Annotated in this window: 14 protein-coding genes and 2 pseudogenes; 5 read left to right on the forward strand and 11 right to left on the reverse strand. The window is 67.9% G+C overall.

Annotation, left to right across the window (positions count from 1 at the left end):
* Positions 1-414: 414 nt before the first annotated feature.
* Positions 415-1,170 (reverse strand): hypothetical protein, encoded by a 756-nt coding sequence (locus QC765_RS13700; protein WP_278314999.1) that lies wholly within the window; start codon positions 1,168-1,170, stop codon positions 415-417.
* A gap of 131 nt (positions 1,171-1,301) precedes the next feature.
* Between QC765_RS13700 and QC765_RS13705 the strand changes: the two genes are divergently transcribed.
* The 3 genes from QC765_RS13705 to QC765_RS13715 all read left to right on the forward strand — a co-directional run bounded on the left by QC765_RS13705 (position 1,302) and on the right by QC765_RS13715 (position 5,112).
* Positions 1,302-2,966, forward strand: coding sequence for an Eco57I restriction-modification methylase domain-containing protein (locus QC765_RS13705; RefSeq protein ID WP_278315000.1), 1,665 nt, complete (start codon positions 1,302-1,304; stop codon positions 2,964-2,966).
* Positions 2,963-3,700 (forward strand): PaeR7I family type II restriction endonuclease, encoded by a 738-nt coding sequence (locus QC765_RS13710; RefSeq protein ID WP_278315001.1) that lies wholly within the window; start codon positions 2,963-2,965, stop codon positions 3,698-3,700. Before QC765_RS13705 ends, QC765_RS13710 begins: the two co-directional genes overlap by 4 nt.
* Positions 3,701-3,777: 77 nt before the next feature.
* Positions 3,778-5,112 carry an AlbA family DNA-binding domain-containing protein gene (locus QC765_RS13715; protein WP_278315002.1) on the forward strand — a complete coding sequence of 445 codons (1,335 nt, stop codon included), beginning with the start codon at positions 3,778-3,780 and terminating at the stop codon, positions 5,110-5,112.
* A 297-nt stretch (positions 5,113-5,409) separates the two neighbouring features.
* Here the strand turns inward: QC765_RS13715 and QC765_RS13720 are convergent, their stop codons facing one another.
* Positions 5,410-6,657, reverse strand: coding sequence for a hypothetical protein (locus tag QC765_RS13720; protein WP_278315003.1), 1,248 nt, complete (start codon positions 6,655-6,657; stop codon positions 5,410-5,412).
* 330 nt (positions 6,658-6,987) lie between these two features.
* On the opposite strand from QC765_RS13720, the pseudogene QC765_RS13725 reads away from it, so the two are divergent.
* A pseudogene (locus QC765_RS13725) lies at positions 6,988-7,119 on the forward strand (IS5 family transposase); the annotation flags it as partial.
* A 275-nt stretch (positions 7,120-7,394) separates the two neighbouring features.
* Positions 7,395-7,604 (forward strand): hypothetical protein, encoded by a 210-nt coding sequence (locus tag QC765_RS13730; protein WP_278315004.1) that lies wholly within the window; start codon positions 7,395-7,397, stop codon positions 7,602-7,604.
* An 80-nt stretch (positions 7,605-7,684) separates the two neighbouring features.
* Here QC765_RS13730 and QC765_RS13735 read toward each other — a convergent pair whose 3' ends face one another.
* The 9 genes and pseudogenes from QC765_RS13735 to QC765_RS13775 form a co-directional block, all read right to left on the reverse strand.
* Positions 7,685-8,119: a hypothetical protein gene (locus QC765_RS13735; RefSeq protein WP_278315005.1), complete on the reverse strand. Its 435-nt coding sequence runs from the start codon at positions 8,117-8,119 to the stop codon at positions 7,685-7,687.
* Positions 8,116-8,529 carry a DUF4913 domain-containing protein gene (locus tag QC765_RS13740; protein WP_278315006.1) on the reverse strand — a complete coding sequence of 138 codons (414 nt, stop codon included), beginning with the start codon at positions 8,527-8,529 and terminating at the stop codon, positions 8,116-8,118. The genes QC765_RS13735 and QC765_RS13740 overlap by 4 nt, the downstream gene beginning before the upstream one ends.
* Positions 8,526-10,313, reverse strand: a complete 1,788-nt coding sequence (locus QC765_RS13745) for a type IV secretory system conjugative DNA transfer family protein (RefSeq protein ID WP_278315007.1) — start codon at positions 10,311-10,313, stop codon at positions 8,526-8,528. Before QC765_RS13745 ends, QC765_RS13740 begins: the two co-directional genes overlap by 4 nt.
* A complete protein-coding gene (locus QC765_RS13750; RefSeq protein ID WP_278315008.1) occupies positions 10,306-10,932 on the reverse strand; it encodes a hypothetical protein in 627 nt (208 codons plus the stop codon). Before QC765_RS13750 ends, QC765_RS13745 begins: the two co-directional genes overlap by 8 nt.
* 32 nt (positions 10,933-10,964) lie before the next feature.
* Entirely contained in the window at positions 10,965-12,617 is a 1,653-nt protein-coding gene (locus QC765_RS13755) for a M23 family metallopeptidase (protein WP_278315009.1), read from the reverse strand.
* Positions 12,617-14,227, reverse strand: coding sequence for a P-loop NTPase family protein (locus QC765_RS13760; RefSeq protein WP_278315010.1), 1,611 nt, complete (start codon positions 14,225-14,227; stop codon positions 12,617-12,619). The genes QC765_RS13755 and QC765_RS13760 overlap by 1 nt, the downstream gene beginning before the upstream one ends.
* Positions 14,224-14,433: a hypothetical protein gene (locus tag QC765_RS13765; protein WP_278315011.1), complete on the reverse strand. Its 210-nt coding sequence runs from the start codon at positions 14,431-14,433 to the stop codon at positions 14,224-14,226. The genes QC765_RS13760 and QC765_RS13765 overlap by 4 nt, the downstream gene beginning before the upstream one ends.
* Positions 14,430-15,947, reverse strand: a complete 1,518-nt coding sequence (locus QC765_RS13770; RefSeq protein WP_278315012.1) for an SCO6880 family protein — start codon at positions 15,945-15,947, stop codon at positions 14,430-14,432. The genes QC765_RS13765 and QC765_RS13770 overlap by 4 nt, the downstream gene beginning before the upstream one ends.
* 3 nt (positions 15,948-15,950) lie before the next feature.
* Positions 15,951-16,461: pseudogene (locus QC765_RS13775) on the reverse strand (hypothetical protein); the annotation flags it as partial.

The following is a 16,461-nucleotide window of genomic DNA, read 5'->3' on the forward strand; positions in this document are numbered from 1 at the left end:
GCGGGGAGCACCTGGTGGTGCTCCGCCCGGTACGGCTACCGCAGATACAAGGCTGTGGCTACCCGCGTCCAGGTCGCTGAGCGGTGGGCGCGCTAGCGATGAGGAGAACGCGGCGAAGAAGGTACAGGCCGAGTTCGACCACCCATACGGCTACTTCGGCTCCTGGAAGACCACACCCTCCGAAGTCGAAGTTGTCGAGTCCGAGCAGACCACCGTGATCCGTTCGAACCCGCTGTCGGAATCGGGTCCAATGCCGCTGTCGCTCAAGGACGCCGGCGTCGCCCTCGGGATCCCCTACTCAGCGGTACATCAACTGACTAACCGCGGCGACATCGAGCACACCAGGATCGGTACGCGGAAGTAAATCTCGCGAGAGTCCCTGCTGGCCTTCATCCGGGAGAACACGCACCGGGGCTACTCGGGCTGATCGTTGGTGCGGGCACAGATCTGCTCGCGCAGGACCCCCACGATCTCGCGGTGGTATCGCGGCGACACGCGATGGCGCTTCCCCTCGCGCACCTCCCTGGCGAACCTTGCGACAGCATCGGCTTCACCGAACGAGCCGCCGGCCGCGAAATAGCAACGAATCCACTCGTCGGCATCGAGCGGATCGCCCTCAGCCGCCATCGCCCGGAGCAACTGCACGACGGCATCCTTGCCGCGTCCAGCGGCGAGCCCGTTGTACTCTTCATCGACCATGAGGCCGCATGCCGCGACCCGGAGCGGATCAAGCTGCGGCACGGCATCGCCAGCGTGGAGGTCGGTCGCCCCACGTCCTTCGAGCCACGCGCGCACACTGTCCGTGCGCGCCCAGACCTGCACGAACACCAGCCCAAGCCGACCGGCTTCAACAGCCTCTCGTAACTTGTCACAATCCGGCTTCCCGACGGGATGCAGGGCAATCGCAGCGATATCGCCGGCATCGCCACGCTCGGACAGCCGGGCCAGGTCATCGAAGCTGACAACTGGTCGAGGATTTGCCGTGCGGCCGATGTGGATGGCGGTCTCGCGGTCCGCGCTGCGGTCCGGGTCATCGAACCGCTCAGGCTTGCCAACGACGAATACCAGTCGGCTGTCCCCGAGCCATTGAGCGATCCGGTCGCTGCTTTCCCTCATCGCCGTGCCGCGCTGGGCCCAGTCCTGCCGCACCATGTACCCCAGATCGGTCATGGAGCAAGTATTGCAGCACGCACCGACATCGCAGCGGCCGCTCGTGCTCGCCCGTCCTTGGTCTACGAAGTGCCGATGGGGCGCTCGACCGGATCCGAATGTTGTCGCGGCTCCGGTATAGGGTTCGTGACGTGGTCCTCTTTCTTCCAGACACTCCTGCCCCGGCCGAGGAATTCGGCGAGGTACTCACTCGGCGCTGGGTCGTCGAGGCGATCCTCGACCTCACCGGATACGTGCAGTCCCCCGACCTGGCGGGAATGGTGCTCATCGAGCCATCCGCCGGGCGCGGAGCGTTCCTGCTCCCTGCCGCCGAGCGGCTGATCGCTGCGGCCCGGCCAGCGTCATCGGAGTTCAAGGCGCTCGCGCCGTGCATCCGCGCCTACGAGCTGCAGGAAACCAATGTCGAGCATTGCCGCGCGCAGATCGAGAGCCTGCTCATCGGCGCGGGATGCCCGGGCAGCGATGCCCAGGACCTTGCAAGCGAGTGGATCCGGCACGGGGACTACCTGCTGGAGCCCGACCTCCCCATCGCCGATGTCATCGTCGGCAACCCGCCGTATATCCGCATAGAGGACATCCCCCCGGCGACGCAGTCGCTCTACCGCAGCCTGTACGCGACGATGCGTGGTCGCGCGGACATCTACGTCGGATTCATCGAGCGATCACTGCGCGCCCTGGCCGGCGGAGGCAGGCTGGGATTCATCTGCGCGGACCGCTGGATGCACAACCAGTACGGGTCCGCGCTCCGCTCGCTGATCGGCAGTGGCTACTCCGTCGACGCGGTCTGGAAGATGCATGACGTGGATGCCTTCGAGACGACAGTATCCGCCTACCCCGCGATCACTGTTATCAGCAACCGCGCGCAGGGCTCGTCCGTCGTCGCCGAGGCCACAGCATCCTTCGATGCCTGCTCGGCCCGCGAACTCGCTGCCTGGAGCACCACGAGCAGCTCGGAATCAGTAACCACCGGTTCCTACGCCGCGTACCGGCTGCCCCACTGGTTCACTGGCACGCAGCTGTGGCCAACCGGATCACCAGCTCGCCTGGCCCTGATCGAGCACCTCAACGACAACTTCGGCCCACTGCATGATCCCAGCAACGGGACCCGCGTCGGGATCGGCGTAGCCACTGGTGCGGACCGGGTCTTCATCACCCGTGACGCCGCCGCGGCCGAGGCCGACCGAATGCTCCCCCTATCCATGGTCGGCGACCTGGGCTCGGGGAAGTTCTCCTGGTCAGGGCACTACCTGGTCAACCCCTGGGAGGAAGACGGAACGCTGGTCGACCTATCCCGCTATCCGCGGATGCAGCGCTACCTCCAATCATCAGCGGAGATCCTTGCTGGAAGGCACGTGGCCCGGCGCAACGCCGCCGCCTGGTACCGGACCATCGACAAGGTCACGGCATCGCTGACCACGAAGCCGAAGCTGCTCCTCCAGGACATGCGCACGACCATCCATCCGGTCCTCGAGACCGGCGGGCACTATCCCCACCACAACTTGTACTACGTCACCTCCGAGAGCTGGGACATGGAGGTCCTTGGCGGGCTGCTGCTCTCCGCGGTTGCCCAGGCCTTCATCGAGGCATACGCGGTGCGCATGCGTGGGGGAACCCTGCGGTTCCAGGCCCAGTACCTCAAGCAGATCCGGATCCCTGACCCCGCGCAGCTGCCCGAAGCCCAGCAGGAGGCGCTGCGCGAGGCATTCCGGGCGCATGACCAGCGCGCGGCGACCCGTGCGGCGATCGAGGCATACGGCATCCACGACCACCGCCACCTGCTCGGGGAGGCCCCGTGAGTGTCACGCGCGAGGACTTCCTCGATGCCATCGCCGCCTACTGGGGAACCAAGAGCACGCAGATGGAGCAATCAGCCATCGCTGCCGCGGTTGGCGCGGGGACATCCGGCGCGGTCCGCGGCGGAGCGCACTTCGATCCCATCGCGGTGCTGATCGCGAAGTTCTTCCTCGATGCCGGGTACGAGCCTGGCCAGATCCGCGTCAAGCGCTCCCAGGGGCTGGAGCTCCCTGGCTACTACCGCCCCCAGAAGCAGTGGGATGTCGTGATCACTGATGGCCAGACGCTCGTCGCCGCGTTCGAGCTCAAATCGCTCGGCGGCCCCTCGTTCGGCAACAACTACAACAACCGCGTCGAGGAAGCCCTCGGCAGCGCTGTCGATCTGCGCCGCGCGGTGCTCGCGGACCTGTACCCCGGTGAGAAGCCATGGCTGGGGTACTTCTTCATCATGCAGGACGGTGATGGATCGCGCAGCCCGGTCAGGATGAGGCCCGGGGCGCTGCCACCATCCGGGGAATGGGCGGGCAAGAGCTACCAGGAGCGGTTCGCCATGTTCTGCGAACGCCTGGTGGCAGAGAACCATTACGATGCTGTCTGCTACATCACCTCAGCCGCTGGATCGGCTCCCGGAGAGCCGGTACGCGGCCTGGACTGGCAGCACTTCGCCGCAGCGATCAACGCCCGCATCTCCTATCTCAAGGATCTTGGCATACCCAGTGCCTCCCCCCAGGGCTAGTACGGTGGTTCTCCGTGGCCGCATGGAGCAATGCTTATCTAGAGTCCATAACCGGATGCGCCCTCGAGCAGGGAGCCATGACGGAATCATCGATCCAAGCACTCGTCGATTCACTGGGCGACGAATCCGAGATGATCGACTTCAAGAGCAAGCTGGCGCTCCGCCAGGCCAACCAGAACCCGGCGTGGAGCGATCGGCAGGAGCATGCCAAGGACATCACTATGCTCGCCAATGCGCGCGGCGGGATCATCATCTTCGGGGTCACGGACGCAGCGAAGCAACCAGATGCAGCCCAGAGGCTAGATCCCTTCACGCATGAGGATCCCGCATCGAGCGAACTGATCACTCGCTTCCGGCGCGATGTAGGGGAGTTCGCGCGGCCGGTGCCCAAGTTTGACATGTTCGCGGTCCACACCGGGCACGACAGCTCCTTCTACCTGGTAGCGGTCGTGCCCCCCGGAGTGGACTCCCCTCATGCGGTGATCATGACAAAGGGCGATAGCCGCCGCGCGCTCGTCTACTTCGTTCGCACCGAAGGCGATTCGCATTCCCGCCAGCTCGAGGAGCACGAGGTCGCTGATCGGTACAGGAACCGCTTCCGCAGCGAGGAGGACCGGAGGCGGCACGCCGAGCAGGCGTGGTCCACGGGAGTGGAAGCGCTCCGCCATGGATCCACGCATCTGTGGCTCGCGGTGAGCATCACCCCCGATGCACCAGCCCGCGCCACCCTCGATACCGGGGCGATGGACCAGATCATCGAGTGGAGCGGCGACCATCCGTTCCCGGATGGCGTGCTGGGCCTGGCACCATTCACTGCCGACTATCCATTCCCCGGACCGGGATACATCGAGTTCACCAACAAGCACGACGACGGCGGGCGGTCCACAGTGGTCCCCACGATCGCGCACCGGATGCTCCATGCCGACGGGTCTGCATTCGCTGCGATCCGCATCAGTGAATCCCCATCCCAGGAGAAGGTGCTCGGCCAGGACGAGCTGGTCGATGCACTCACCGCGTGTGTCCCGCATGTGCTGGGGTGGACGTGTCACCACAGTGGTCAGTGGGGCACTGCCAGGCTCACGGCTGCGATCGTGGATGCCACCACCGACAGTGATTGGTTCGGAAGCGAGGTGCGCATCGCCCCGCCTGTACCCCGTGTCCATGGGCTTCGCGTGGTCAGGCGCTCGCACCGGTCCATCCTGGCCATTCCGCTAGATTCGATCGCGGGCGCCCAGGACAGCCTGGCGGTGACCTACACTGTCGCGTCGGCGCTGCTGCAGATGTTCGGCGTCATTGAACCTGAACTGTTGACCGCTGCCGGCGAGATACGGCCTCACAGCTACGACCGCTCGCGTCAAGCCCATGTCGCTCAGTGGATGAAAGCACACGGAGCCTGCAGCGCCCGTTATTAGAAGCTATGTTGGCAACTATAATTGTGGAGGGCTACACTCCGGCCCTGCTATCTCCCCTAAATGTGGAAACCTCAGGATCGCAGCTCGGAAAAGAGTCGCCCCACAACTGTGGCTATGCATTACTGAGCATGGGCAACTTCACGAATTTTATTATTCGACTATCCGTGGCCTGTGCTCTGAAAACGATAAGTGGGGCTCCGGCGGTAAATACTGGGTATGAGCTAAGCTGGGGTGGCCTCAAGGATGAGTGAAAAGTTTTGAAGTATACCCCTCGGCGCCAAGGACTCCCTGACTAACTTACTCTTCTGATTGCGACTGCCTGTGATCTTCATTTTCTGGCGTCGTGCCACCGTCGCCTGACGGTTTGGCAGAGTTTCTTGAATCAGTTTCTAGTGCTGCCTTAATTTCATTCCAGAAATCTGATACTTTTGCAAGAATGGAGTACTTCAAGCGCCCTCCCTTATTGTTGAGGGTTTGGGCGGTAGAGTCATTTGTTGCATCTTGTGGAACTCCTCTAAAAAAGAGGTCAAAAATACCTGAAGCACCCGAAAGAAGGAGTGCTCCAGCCACGCCTAGGATGGCTCCAAGTACTATCAGGTAAAGTTCTCTTGCATCAACTCTTGAGCGATCTGTGAAAATGTATACCGGCTGGCTAGTGAAAGCAAATGAGTTTTCAATGGAGCCCTGGTTGTGCCAAATTGTTCTGATGCTATCGTGCCAGCGCACGGGATCAATCGCTGGGTAGGGGTAAGCCTCTGATAGTTGCCATCCTGGTTGGCGGAGTATGGATACTCCGACTCTCAGATTCTGATGGTAGTCAATTCGATTATCGACTCCACTCCAGTTTATTTGGTAAGGGAGAAGCGTTCGGCGCGATCCCAGATCTAGCAAATTTCCTACACTTTCATCCACCCAGGCAGTACTCATTCCCAGTTCGCAGGATTCGGCAAACACCACCTGCCCCCCATTTGTAGCGTACGTCTTTCTATGGCGAATATACTCATCTTGTTTAACTACGCGAAGCCTGCCCGAATGAACCGATGTGAAAACCCTGTCTTCTGCGACGCCTCCTGACATTTCTTGCCCCAGGTGGTTAATCGCTGAGTATGGCCCACCTTGGGCATCGTAGAGGATCGGGATTTGAATCCCTTCAGGCAGCATGCCAAAATTTGTAGGGAGGGTTGGTTGGTCCTGAGCGCAGGTGACGCTTTCTACAAAACTGGAACCAGCAAAAGCGATTGTGTAGTCAATATCCACACTATCAACAAGGACATTATTGATGTCGTCAGCAGTGAAGTAGAATACCAATTTTACGGGCTTCTGGAACTCATAGTACTGGTCTACATTGAGTGTCAACCCTGGCTTATTGCCGCCTTCTGTTGCAATTATTATGAGACCCCTGGTCTCATTTTTTGAAACCTCTGAAGTGTTCGTGTATGAAATGTAAAGCAGGAAGCACGCTGCACCTAAAATTGCGGCAGAGAGTAGTGCTAATACTGTCTTCGTAATAGTTGTTCGGCGCCAGTGTTTCGCGCTTGGTGTCATCAACTGATTGCTAACCATCCCTTGGGGTGACTTGGAGGCTGCTGCTGCACACAGTATGCGAATTTACTGCCATTCTATCTGCGGTTCCTCGTGGCAATGTGCAAAATTGTAGAAGTTCGTGAGCGGTTCCACAGTTGGGATCTCTAGTCGTATCCAGGGGCTGTCTTCCAGTGAAGGAAGCTAGTCCCTGGGAGCGGTGCCTGCGGCAACTCGCGCCTAGGGCCTGTTACGAAAGTGGTTGTTGAGGTCGCGCTTCGCGACTGGGAATAGGTGAGGCCTTCGGTGTAGCGCAGGTGGTGCCAAGACAACCACGCCACTGCCGGAGGCCTCATGCCCACGGTAAGGGCTGCCGCCCGTCACGATCTCACCGACGCGCAGTGGGCGTTGCTCGAACCGCTCCTGCCTGCCCCGGCGCGCCGGGGCAGGCCCCACGCATGGCCGCTGCGCGGACTGATCGACAGCGAGCCCGCTGATCATGCCCTCGGCCGCTCGCGCGGCGGGTTCTCCACCAAGATCCATCTCGCCTGCTAGCAGGGCCGCAACGTGCTGTCGTACCTGCTCACGCCCGGCTAGGCCGGGGACGCGCCGTACATGATCGGCGTCATCGGCAAGATCCGCGTCGTCGGCTGCGGCAGAGGGCGACCATGTACCCGTCCCGACCGAGTCCTCGGCGACAATGCGTACTCATCACGTGGCGAACCGCGCGTACCTGGCGCGCCGCAGCATCAAGTCCACTATTGCCGCTCCCCTCGACCAGCGCGCACCGAGCTGCCCGCAGCGGACGGCCCTACGCGTTCGACCCGGGGATCTACCGCGACCGGCATGCCGTCGAGTGTGGCATCAACATGCTCAAGCGCAAGCGCGGAATCGCCATCCGTTGCGACAAGCTCGCCGTCCGCTACGAGGCATCGGTTCGCGTGGCCAACATCGACCGCTGGCTCACATGACTTTCGTAACAGGCCCTAGTCGTGGCAATCAGAACGGGGCATTCGCAACTCGTGAATCGGGGACAGTGCGTCCGATGCGGCTACCGCTCGATGCCTTGCGTGCGTGCCCGCGCCTGCCCCGCCACCGGCGGCGCTACCGCCGGGGCCGGGGACAGCGTGTAGGCCCGCGCGGGGATGTACCCGCTCATCGCCAGCGCCATCAGCTCCGCGCTGGCCTGCGACTCCACCGCCCGCGCCCGAGCGCGATCATGGCCGACCTCGGCGTGCAGCGCGGTGTACTGGCTGGCCGCAGCAGGGTCCGGGGAGTTCTCGGCGATCTCCGCGACCGCCTCGCGGGCGACATCGCGCATCAGCGCCTGCCCGAGGCTGGCCTCCGAGCGTGCCCCCCGCGCCACCGAGCGCAGGTTCTCCACCGACGCTCCCGCGCTTCCCGCGGGCACGTATCCCGCCTGCGGGTCATACCCGCCCGGCAGGCCCGCCACCGCCGCGCGCGCCGCGCGCTCGCGCTCGATCACTGCTCGTCCTCACCGGTGGGGCCGAGCGCGGCGAACGGCACACGGACGGCATGATCGGTGGGCGCGGGCTCGACGACGAGGTGGTCGGCGACCTCGTGCAGCCCGCCCCGGCACAGCCGCATCGGCCCGTGCACCGAGCAGATCACCGCCATCGTCGGGTCGAAGCGGTGCAGCCACCACATCGTCAGGGTCTGGCCCTCGGCGACGGTGGCCTCGTAGTCGATCCACAGCCCCAGCAGCCGGTTGACGACCTCGGGGAAATCGAACCAGCGCGGCGACCAGCGCATCGTCGTGGAGTCGCGGCTGATCATCGGCGCGACGAGCTGCTCGACGAAGTCGGCCAGCGACGCGAACACCTGCTTGGGGGCCTCGGTGGCATCCTCGCCCTCGAGCGTCTCGATGATGGTCATGGCTGTTGCTCCTTCCTGGTGGCCGCGGTGGCCGCGGCGACGGGCTCGCCGGTGGCGGGCAGGTCCTGCTCGGTTGAAGTGAAGGCGTCCTGGGAGGCGCGGATGGCCTCGGCGTGCTCGCCGCGGAACCACGGGCGGGTCTTGATCAGGGCGGGCCGGTTGCCCGAGGACAGCAGCAGCCCCCGGCCCAGCGGCATCGCCGCGAGCCGGTCGGCGGGCAGGATCGGCTCGCGGGTGACCGACTGCGACCAGGACTTGCCGCCCTTGCCGCCGTAGGACTTGTTCTCCCGCGTGCGCTCATGCTCACCGACCAGGCGGGACAGCTCGGCGGCGAAGTCGGCATCGTGGTTGCCGCCGAGGTAGACCTTGGCGTTGGCCACCCCCCACATCTCCCCGAAGCCGCCGCGGCCCCACACCCGCTCGCCCTGCTGGCGGGACTGGATGATCGGGACCAGGCAGATGCCGATGCCACCGGCATACGACAGCATGCCGGGCAGCTCGCGGAGCTTGCAGATGTTGGCGGCCTCATCGAGCACCGCGACGACCGGCTCGCCCAGCCGCCCGCCCGGCATCGTCGCCGCCTGCTCGCCCCCCGCGCGCATCACCATGCCCACCAGCGCGGTCACCAGCGCTTTCGGGGAACCGTCGTTGTCCCGAGAGATCGCATACAGCGTGTCGGTGGAGGCGACGAACGCCGCGGGATCGAACACCTCGCGGTCGTCGTCGGCATCGGTGGCGAAGTAGCCGCCACGATCAGTGCCCCCGCCCGCCGGGGACGAGCTGATCACCGCGCGCGTGGCCGGGCACACCCACGCGGCGTAGCCGGGCGAGGACATGACCTCCATGAACTGCTGGGCCATGCCGTACACGCCCTGCTGCTGGCGGTCGTTCAAGTTGTTCATCTCCGCCACCGATTGAGCGAGCGCGGCGAAGCCGTGCGCGGCGAGCACCCGCGCGGGCAGATCGAGGGTGGGCCGATTGAGCCACTCGGCGACGTGGAGCATGTCGCCCCCGGCCAGGGCGGCGGCGAGGATGTAGGAGCCCAGCGCCTTGTGCGAGGCCCCGTCGAAGTACGACGAGCCCACGGCGTTGTCGGTCTTGGCCGCGGCCACGAAGTGCCCGGCCAGCTCCATCGCGGTCTCCGGGTCGCGCACCACCACCAGCGGGTCGAGGCGGAAGCCGGGCTTGGCCGTGCCGGCGATGGACTGCGGATCGAACAGCCACTCGCGGTGCCCGCCGTCGCGGCGCACCCGCCACGTCCCGGCGTAGACATCGGGCTTGTTGGAGGTGGCGATCACCGCGCCCGGCGCGCCGACGACCAGCGGGATGGCGTACGAGGTCGATTTTCCGGTGCGGGTACCGGCGATGATCATCACTGACGATTCCCAGCTCGCCCGCAGCATCCGCCCATCGCCGACCAGCTCGCCCAGCGGCATCCCCCACCCGTCCGGGCTGTCGCCCGGCGCGCCCTCGGCCCGGCGCAGCCGGGCCGAGGAGCGCCGGGCCTGGGACTCGGTGATGCCGGTGAGCTGGGAGTGCCGCGCCAGGTGCCGCGCGGCCTTGTCCAGCTCGCGCGCGCCGGGCGAGTCATCACGGTGGCGGGACCGCCACATCCACCAGCCGCCCGCGCCGAGCAGCGCCACCAGGCCCACGACCCCGGCGATCAGCGCCACCATCGCCAGCGGGTCCGCGCCGTCGCGGATCGCCAGCCACGCTTGCAGCCCGCCGTAGGCCACCCCGATGGCCGCGACCATCCCCAGCGGCTTGGCAGCTTCCCTATCCACCTGCTCCCCCGATCATCCGGTAGCCGATCATCCGCCAGCCCTGCCCGGTCTCGGCCATGCGGGCGAGCACCCGGAAGGTGGTCTGCTCGGGCTCGCCGATGCGCGGCAGCACCGTCTGGGTCACCAGCGCCTCGATCTCCACGACACCATCGGTGAGGACCTCTCCCGCGGCGATGGGCCGCGCATCGGCGGTGATGACTGCTTCCTGGGCGCGCCACCGCGCCCAGTCGCCGTCGTCGCGCACCCCCGACTCGCTGGTCCCGGCCTCGACCGCGGCGAGCAGCTCGCCGCCGAGCCAGTCCCGCGCGCGGCGCAGCGCATCAGCGCGGGACTCCTCGGTCATCGGCTGCCAGGTGTAGACCTGCGACAATGCGATCGCCGCGGCATCGGCTGCCGAGGCGATCGCGGGGCTGGTGTAGGCCGAGCCGCTGGCCGTCGATAGCGGCACCGCCGGCGCCGAGGACGGCGCGGGAGAGGGCCCGCTAGAAGTGGGGATGGTCGCGCAGCCCGCGGCGATGATCGCGCACAGGCCGGTGGCCGCGATGGCCACCGCGGCACTGGTGCCGCGCCGCCTCGGCGGCGCGGCCGGAGCCGGTCTGGCTGGTCCGATGGTGCTCATGGTCGGTGTCCTTCCTATCGGTGGTGGCGTGCTCACGCGCGCGAGCTGCCCCGGAAGCCGGGCTCGGCGGCGATGATCTTGTCGGCGTAGGGGCGGGTCTGGACGACGTAATCGACGTGCCCGGTGGGAAAGCCCCCCGAGCGCAGCACCGCGCCAGGACCGGCGTTGTAGGCGGCGAGGTACAGCTCGGTCGGCCCATTGGGTGCTGCGACCGCGCCGGAGGCGATGCCCGCGTCGATCTGCGAGGCGATGGCGCACATGAAGCGGCCCTGCGCCATCACCGCATCCCCGATGTCGAACGGCGAGACCTGGCCGTTGCCGTCATCGTCGCGGCCATACGACGGCCAGGTGCCGGGCATGAACTGCGCTGGTCCCTGCGCCCCGACCGGGGACACCGCGGCGGGGTTGAACCCGGACTCGGCGCTGATCTGCGCGGCGATCAGCGATGGCGGGATCTGCGGGCACAGCGCGCCCGCCCGCTGTATCCAGGGCGCGAACTCAGCCGGGACGCTCGTCGCGTCCAGCGGCCCGCCCAGGCCCGCGCACCCGGCCAGGGACGTGCCCGCGCCGGGCTGGCCCGCGGCGTAGGACTCCGAGCCCGTGGCCATGCCGCCGCCCTCGACGGTGATGTGGACGTGGTCGTTGTGGTTCTGGGTGTCCGAGCCCCGGTTCTCCATGCCCGACCAGGAGCCGTTCTGCCATATCCGCTGCCGCCACAGGATGTAGGTGACGTTGTAGTGGTCGGCGTTGGCGACGAAGTAGCTGGCGACGCGGTCGCCGAGCGCGATGCCGGTCGGGGTGTTGTAGGCAGGGATCATCGCATCGACGGCGCGGCCGGAGGGATGGTCGGGATACGGGTCGGAGGGACGGTAGCCACCGATGCTGTTCACCTGCGGGAAGTTGGCGTTGATCGAGCGCATCACCCGCACCCCATCGACGGTCATCGACCGCTCGGAGCCCTTCGACGCCGGGAGCGGCGGCAACGACGCCCCCGCGTCGGCGGCGGGCGCGGTGGCGCTGGCCGGGCCGCTATCGCCGGGCGCGACCATCGCGGCGAGGTCCACCGGGGAGCCCCCGCCGTCGCCATCGCTGCTGCTGCCCGCGGAGCCGGGCTCGGCGGCCGCGGCGACATACGGTGCGGGATCGACGGCGCTGCCGCCGAACCGCCCGCCCGGCCACACCTCGAAGTGCAGGTGCGGGCCGGTGGACTGGCCCTCGGAGCCGACCCCGGCGATCTGCTGGCCCGCCCGGACCTGCTGGCCGCTGGCCACGGTGATCAGGCCCGCGGGCATGTGCCCGTAGACCGTGGAGATCAGCTGGCCGTCGATGTTGTGGTCGATGACCACCCAGTTGCCGAACCCGGTGGCCGGGCCGGAGGCGCGCACCACGCCATCGGCGAACGCGAAGATCGGCGCGGCGATGGCCGCGGAGTAGTCCAGGCCGTAGTGGAAATCGCCCCACCGCGGCCCGTACGGCGAGGACAGGGTGTAGGTGCCTGCCTGCATCGGCTTGGACACCGAGCCCGCCGGCAGCGGCGCGACGCCCGCGCCGGACCCGGTGCCGCACGCCCCGAGCTGCTGCTCCTCCTCGGCGGCGCTCATCAGTAGCAGCGACATCAGCACCACCACCGCCACGACCACCCCGAGAACGCCCACCACGACCAGTGGCCCCTTCTTGCCGGGCATCACTGGCCCCCGCGCTTGAGCGAGGAGAACGCCTTGTCGGTGTTGTAGAGCACCCGCTCCCGGTCGGTCAGGGTCATCCGCACCGGGATGCCGATGCGCTCGCCGGACTTGATCAGGTACCGGCCACGTCCGGGGTGCTGCTGGCCGGGAACCCACGTCGGCGGGGCCGACCACGAGGTGACCTCGGCGCGCTCGTAGCTGGTGAACGGGGTGATCTCATCGAGCCGGTCCATCTCCCGGTTGTCGGTGCCACCGATGACCTTCAGCGCGTTGCGCGCGGCCAGGCCGCGCGCCTTGGCGCGGTCGGACTCGCTCGGCAGCGCCTCGAGGTCCTCGAGCGAGTGGGTGACCTGCGCGGAGATGACGCCGCGGTGGCGGCCCAGGCGGGTCACGCGGTCGGACTTCTCCACCAGGCCCGGTGCCGCGCGCAGCGCCCGCCACAGCTCGTCCTGGACCTGGAAGACGTTGCGGCGCTTGCCCGCCGCGACCTGCCCGGCGGTCATCGCCGAGGACCAGGCCCACGAGCACATCATCGCCGCGGCGACGACGTTGTCCGAGGCATCCTCGACGCTGGCCAGCGACACCGACACCGCGCGGGTGTCGTCGTCGATGCGGAACGACGAGGGCCGGTCGAAGATGCCCTTGATCGCGCCCTCGCACATCAGCCGCAGCGAGCTGACCAGCTCGAGGACCTTCTGCTCGTAGTCCGCGCCCGACGTCGCCGCGACGGCCTGCATGCACTCCGCCCCGCCCGCGTCGATCACCGCCAGGACCTCGGGGATGATCGGGTCGCGGTTCTCCGCCTCGGCCACCCGCGAGGCGATCTCCACCGCGCGGGCGAGCAGCACCCGCTCGGAGGCCCGCAGGTTGTCGGTGCGCGACTCGATGGCCAGCAACGCCTCGAGCAGCGCCAGCCGCGACTCCGCGGCATCGTCGATCAGCTGCTGGCGGCGCGCCCCCACCGAGGCGTTGATCGCCCCGCGCAGCGGCGCGGTATCGAGCGGGTTGAGGGTGCCCCGCCCGCGCCCGAGGTGGATGATCTGCCCATCGAGCGCGCGAATGATGTCCTCGTACTCATCCTTGAGGTCCCCGAGGATCTGCACGTTGAACCCGAACCCCGCCAGCCCGAGCAGCAACCGCTTGACGAAGGTGGACTTGCCGATGCCAGGCTGGCCCTGGATCCACAGCCCGGTATTCGACACCAGGCCATCGACGAGCAGCTGCGCGGGATCAAGGCCCACCGGCTCCCCGGTATGGGCATTGATGCCCACCGGCACGCCCCGCAGGTGCGCGCCGGACGGCGCGGCGAAGGGGAACAGCCCGCACAGCTGCGCGGTGGTGCCCTGCCACTGGTCCCCGCCCATCGGGTTGGCGATGCGCCCGCCCGCGGGCATGCCGTCGCCGCGCGACGGCGGCACCGGGGAATCCAGGTCCACCCCCAGGCGGTGCGCGGGCGGGGCCGGGCGGCCCGCGGCCGCGCGGCGGAACCAGCGCCGCCGCGCCCGCAGCACCGCCCCGGTCGAGGCGTCGGGGCCGTGGCCGTCGGTGGCGGCGCCTGTGCCGGGCTCCAGGCCGGGGAACGCCTCGGGATCATGCTCGATCAGCGTCATCGCTGCTGCTCCTGGTTCTCGCGCGGCCCCGTGGGGCCGCTGGTGGTCGCCTCCCGCGCCGCGCGCGCGGCATCCCACAGCCAGCTCGCGGCCACCAGGCCGTCAAGGGCTATGGATGTGCCGGTGCCGGGCTGCTCGCCCACCCACGGGGCATCGGCGAGCAGCCGGGAGGGATGGTGCGTCGCGGAGGGATCGGTGCGCCTCATGCCGCCTGCCACCTCTCCGCGCCCTGGCGCTTGAGGCCCGCGGCAGGGTCGATGCCCAGCCCCATCGACGCGGCGAACCCCGCGGCCTGCGCGCCGTGGCAGGGACGCAGCCGCAGCTTGGCCTGCCCGGCGCGCTCCTCGACATCGGCGATGGCCGCGGGCAGCTCGCGCGGGTCCGACACGGTGGTGGTGACATACATCGTGAAGCTGCCCACGCCCGCGCCGAGGGCTTCCTCCTGCGCGGCGAGCAGCGCCCGCCGACGGTCCTCGATGTCGCGCTGGGTCTCGTCCTTCTTCGACTTCGACGCCAGCCAGCCGCGGACGTTGCCAGCGTTGATCTCTTCCTCGACCTTGCGCGTGGCCACCGACGCGGGCATCGGGGTGTAGACGATCGACACCCGGCGCGGGAACCGGCCCGGGGAGAGCATCGGCAACAGGATGCGGTTCTGCACATGCCCGGTCGGGGGCGCGTCGAGCACCCAGGAGAACGAGATTCCCGAGTCATGCCGGTAGGACCGCCACGCTTCCTCCGCGCGGATCGGCCCGGCGTCCTGCCAGCGCAGCACCTCGTCGGCCTCGGCGACCTCGAGCTGGCGCGACGCCTCGCCGCGCGCGTCCGGGTCGAAGGCCATGCGAACGCGCCGGATCAGCCACCCGAGCTGGGCGCGGCCGATCACCGTCGCCCCGCACGCCGACAGCGAGTTCTCCATCGCCGGCAGCCACCGCACCACCTCCGCGGCGGCTTCCTCCATCGTCGATGGCTCCGGCCGCAGCCGCGATGGATCGAAGTTGATCGTCACCGTGGTGGTGACATCCGCGGTCGCCGCGGCGCTGCGCGAGACCAGCTCGTCGAGCACGGCGGTGGCGAAGCCAGGGGCCGAGCCACGGTGGGGCTCCATGCGCTCGCGCACGTAGTCGCGCTGGGTGGCCCCGCCGGTCGGCGCGGACTCCACGGTCATCGCCACCGACGCGACCATCGGCTTGTAGCCCAGCTCGGCGAGGAACCCCCCGTAGGACGCCACCCACGCGTCCGCGTCGGTGCGATCAGCGAGGGTGATGCCCACCGGGGCCACGCGGACGATGGCCGAGATGAACCCGGTCGCGCGGTTGTGCACGAGCACCTGGTGGCCGCCCCGGCCATCCTCGGCGGCGACGGGCACCAGCGGCGACAGCACGCCCGGCAGCCGGTTGCGCCGCGGGTGGCTGGTCAGCGGGCCACCGTAGAGCGATGCGCGGCCCGCGGCGATCATCAGCCGCCCACGGATGTGGAACACGGTGCGCTCGAACAGCGTCGCGCGCCCGAACGGGATGACCGCGTAGAGGATGATCAGCCCGGAGATCGCCGCCCACACCAGGACGGCCGCGATCCCGGCGTTGAACAGCAGGATGCCGATCATCATGCAGCCAGCGACGATGCCGAACCGCTTGAGCGATAGGCCCGCGAGCTCGTAGCCGCGCTGCCTGCGCCACGCCCCGTAGGTCCGGGGCATCGCGGATGTGTCTTGACGTGCCATTGGTCAGTCCTTCTTTCCGTGGTTGGTCTCGTCGGTGGGTGGCCGCGAGCCCACCGCCCCGTCCGGCGACGGTGCCGGGGGCGCGGGCGGGCGCGGGGATGGCCGCGAGCTGCCCCGTCCCGCCGCTGGCGCGGCGGGACGCGAACCGGTCGGTGCCGGGGGCGCGGCGTGGTGGGGACGCGGCGAGCGGCCCTCGAGGTAGGACGGCTTGCTGCGGTTCTCGAGGTAGGACGGCGGAGGCGTTGCCGCGCCACCACCGCTGCTGCTGGTATCGCCCGAGCCCGTGGGGACCGGCACGAACGGCAGCGCGCCCGCTGCCCCAGCCGCGGCGTATCCGCCGCCATCACCGGACGGTGCCGGTGACGGGCTGTAGTCGCTGGACCCGGAAGGGCCAGCCGCGGCGTATCCGCCGCCATCACCGGACGGTGCCGGTGACGGGCTGTAGTCGCTGGACCCGGAAGGGCCAGCCGCGGCGTATCCGCCGCCATCACCGGACGGTGCCGGTGACGGGCTG

Source organism: Hoyosella levis, from assembly GCF_026008515.1.
GTDB classification, from domain to species: domain Bacteria; phylum Actinomycetota; class Actinomycetes; order Mycobacteriales; family Mycobacteriaceae; genus Lolliginicoccus; species Lolliginicoccus levis.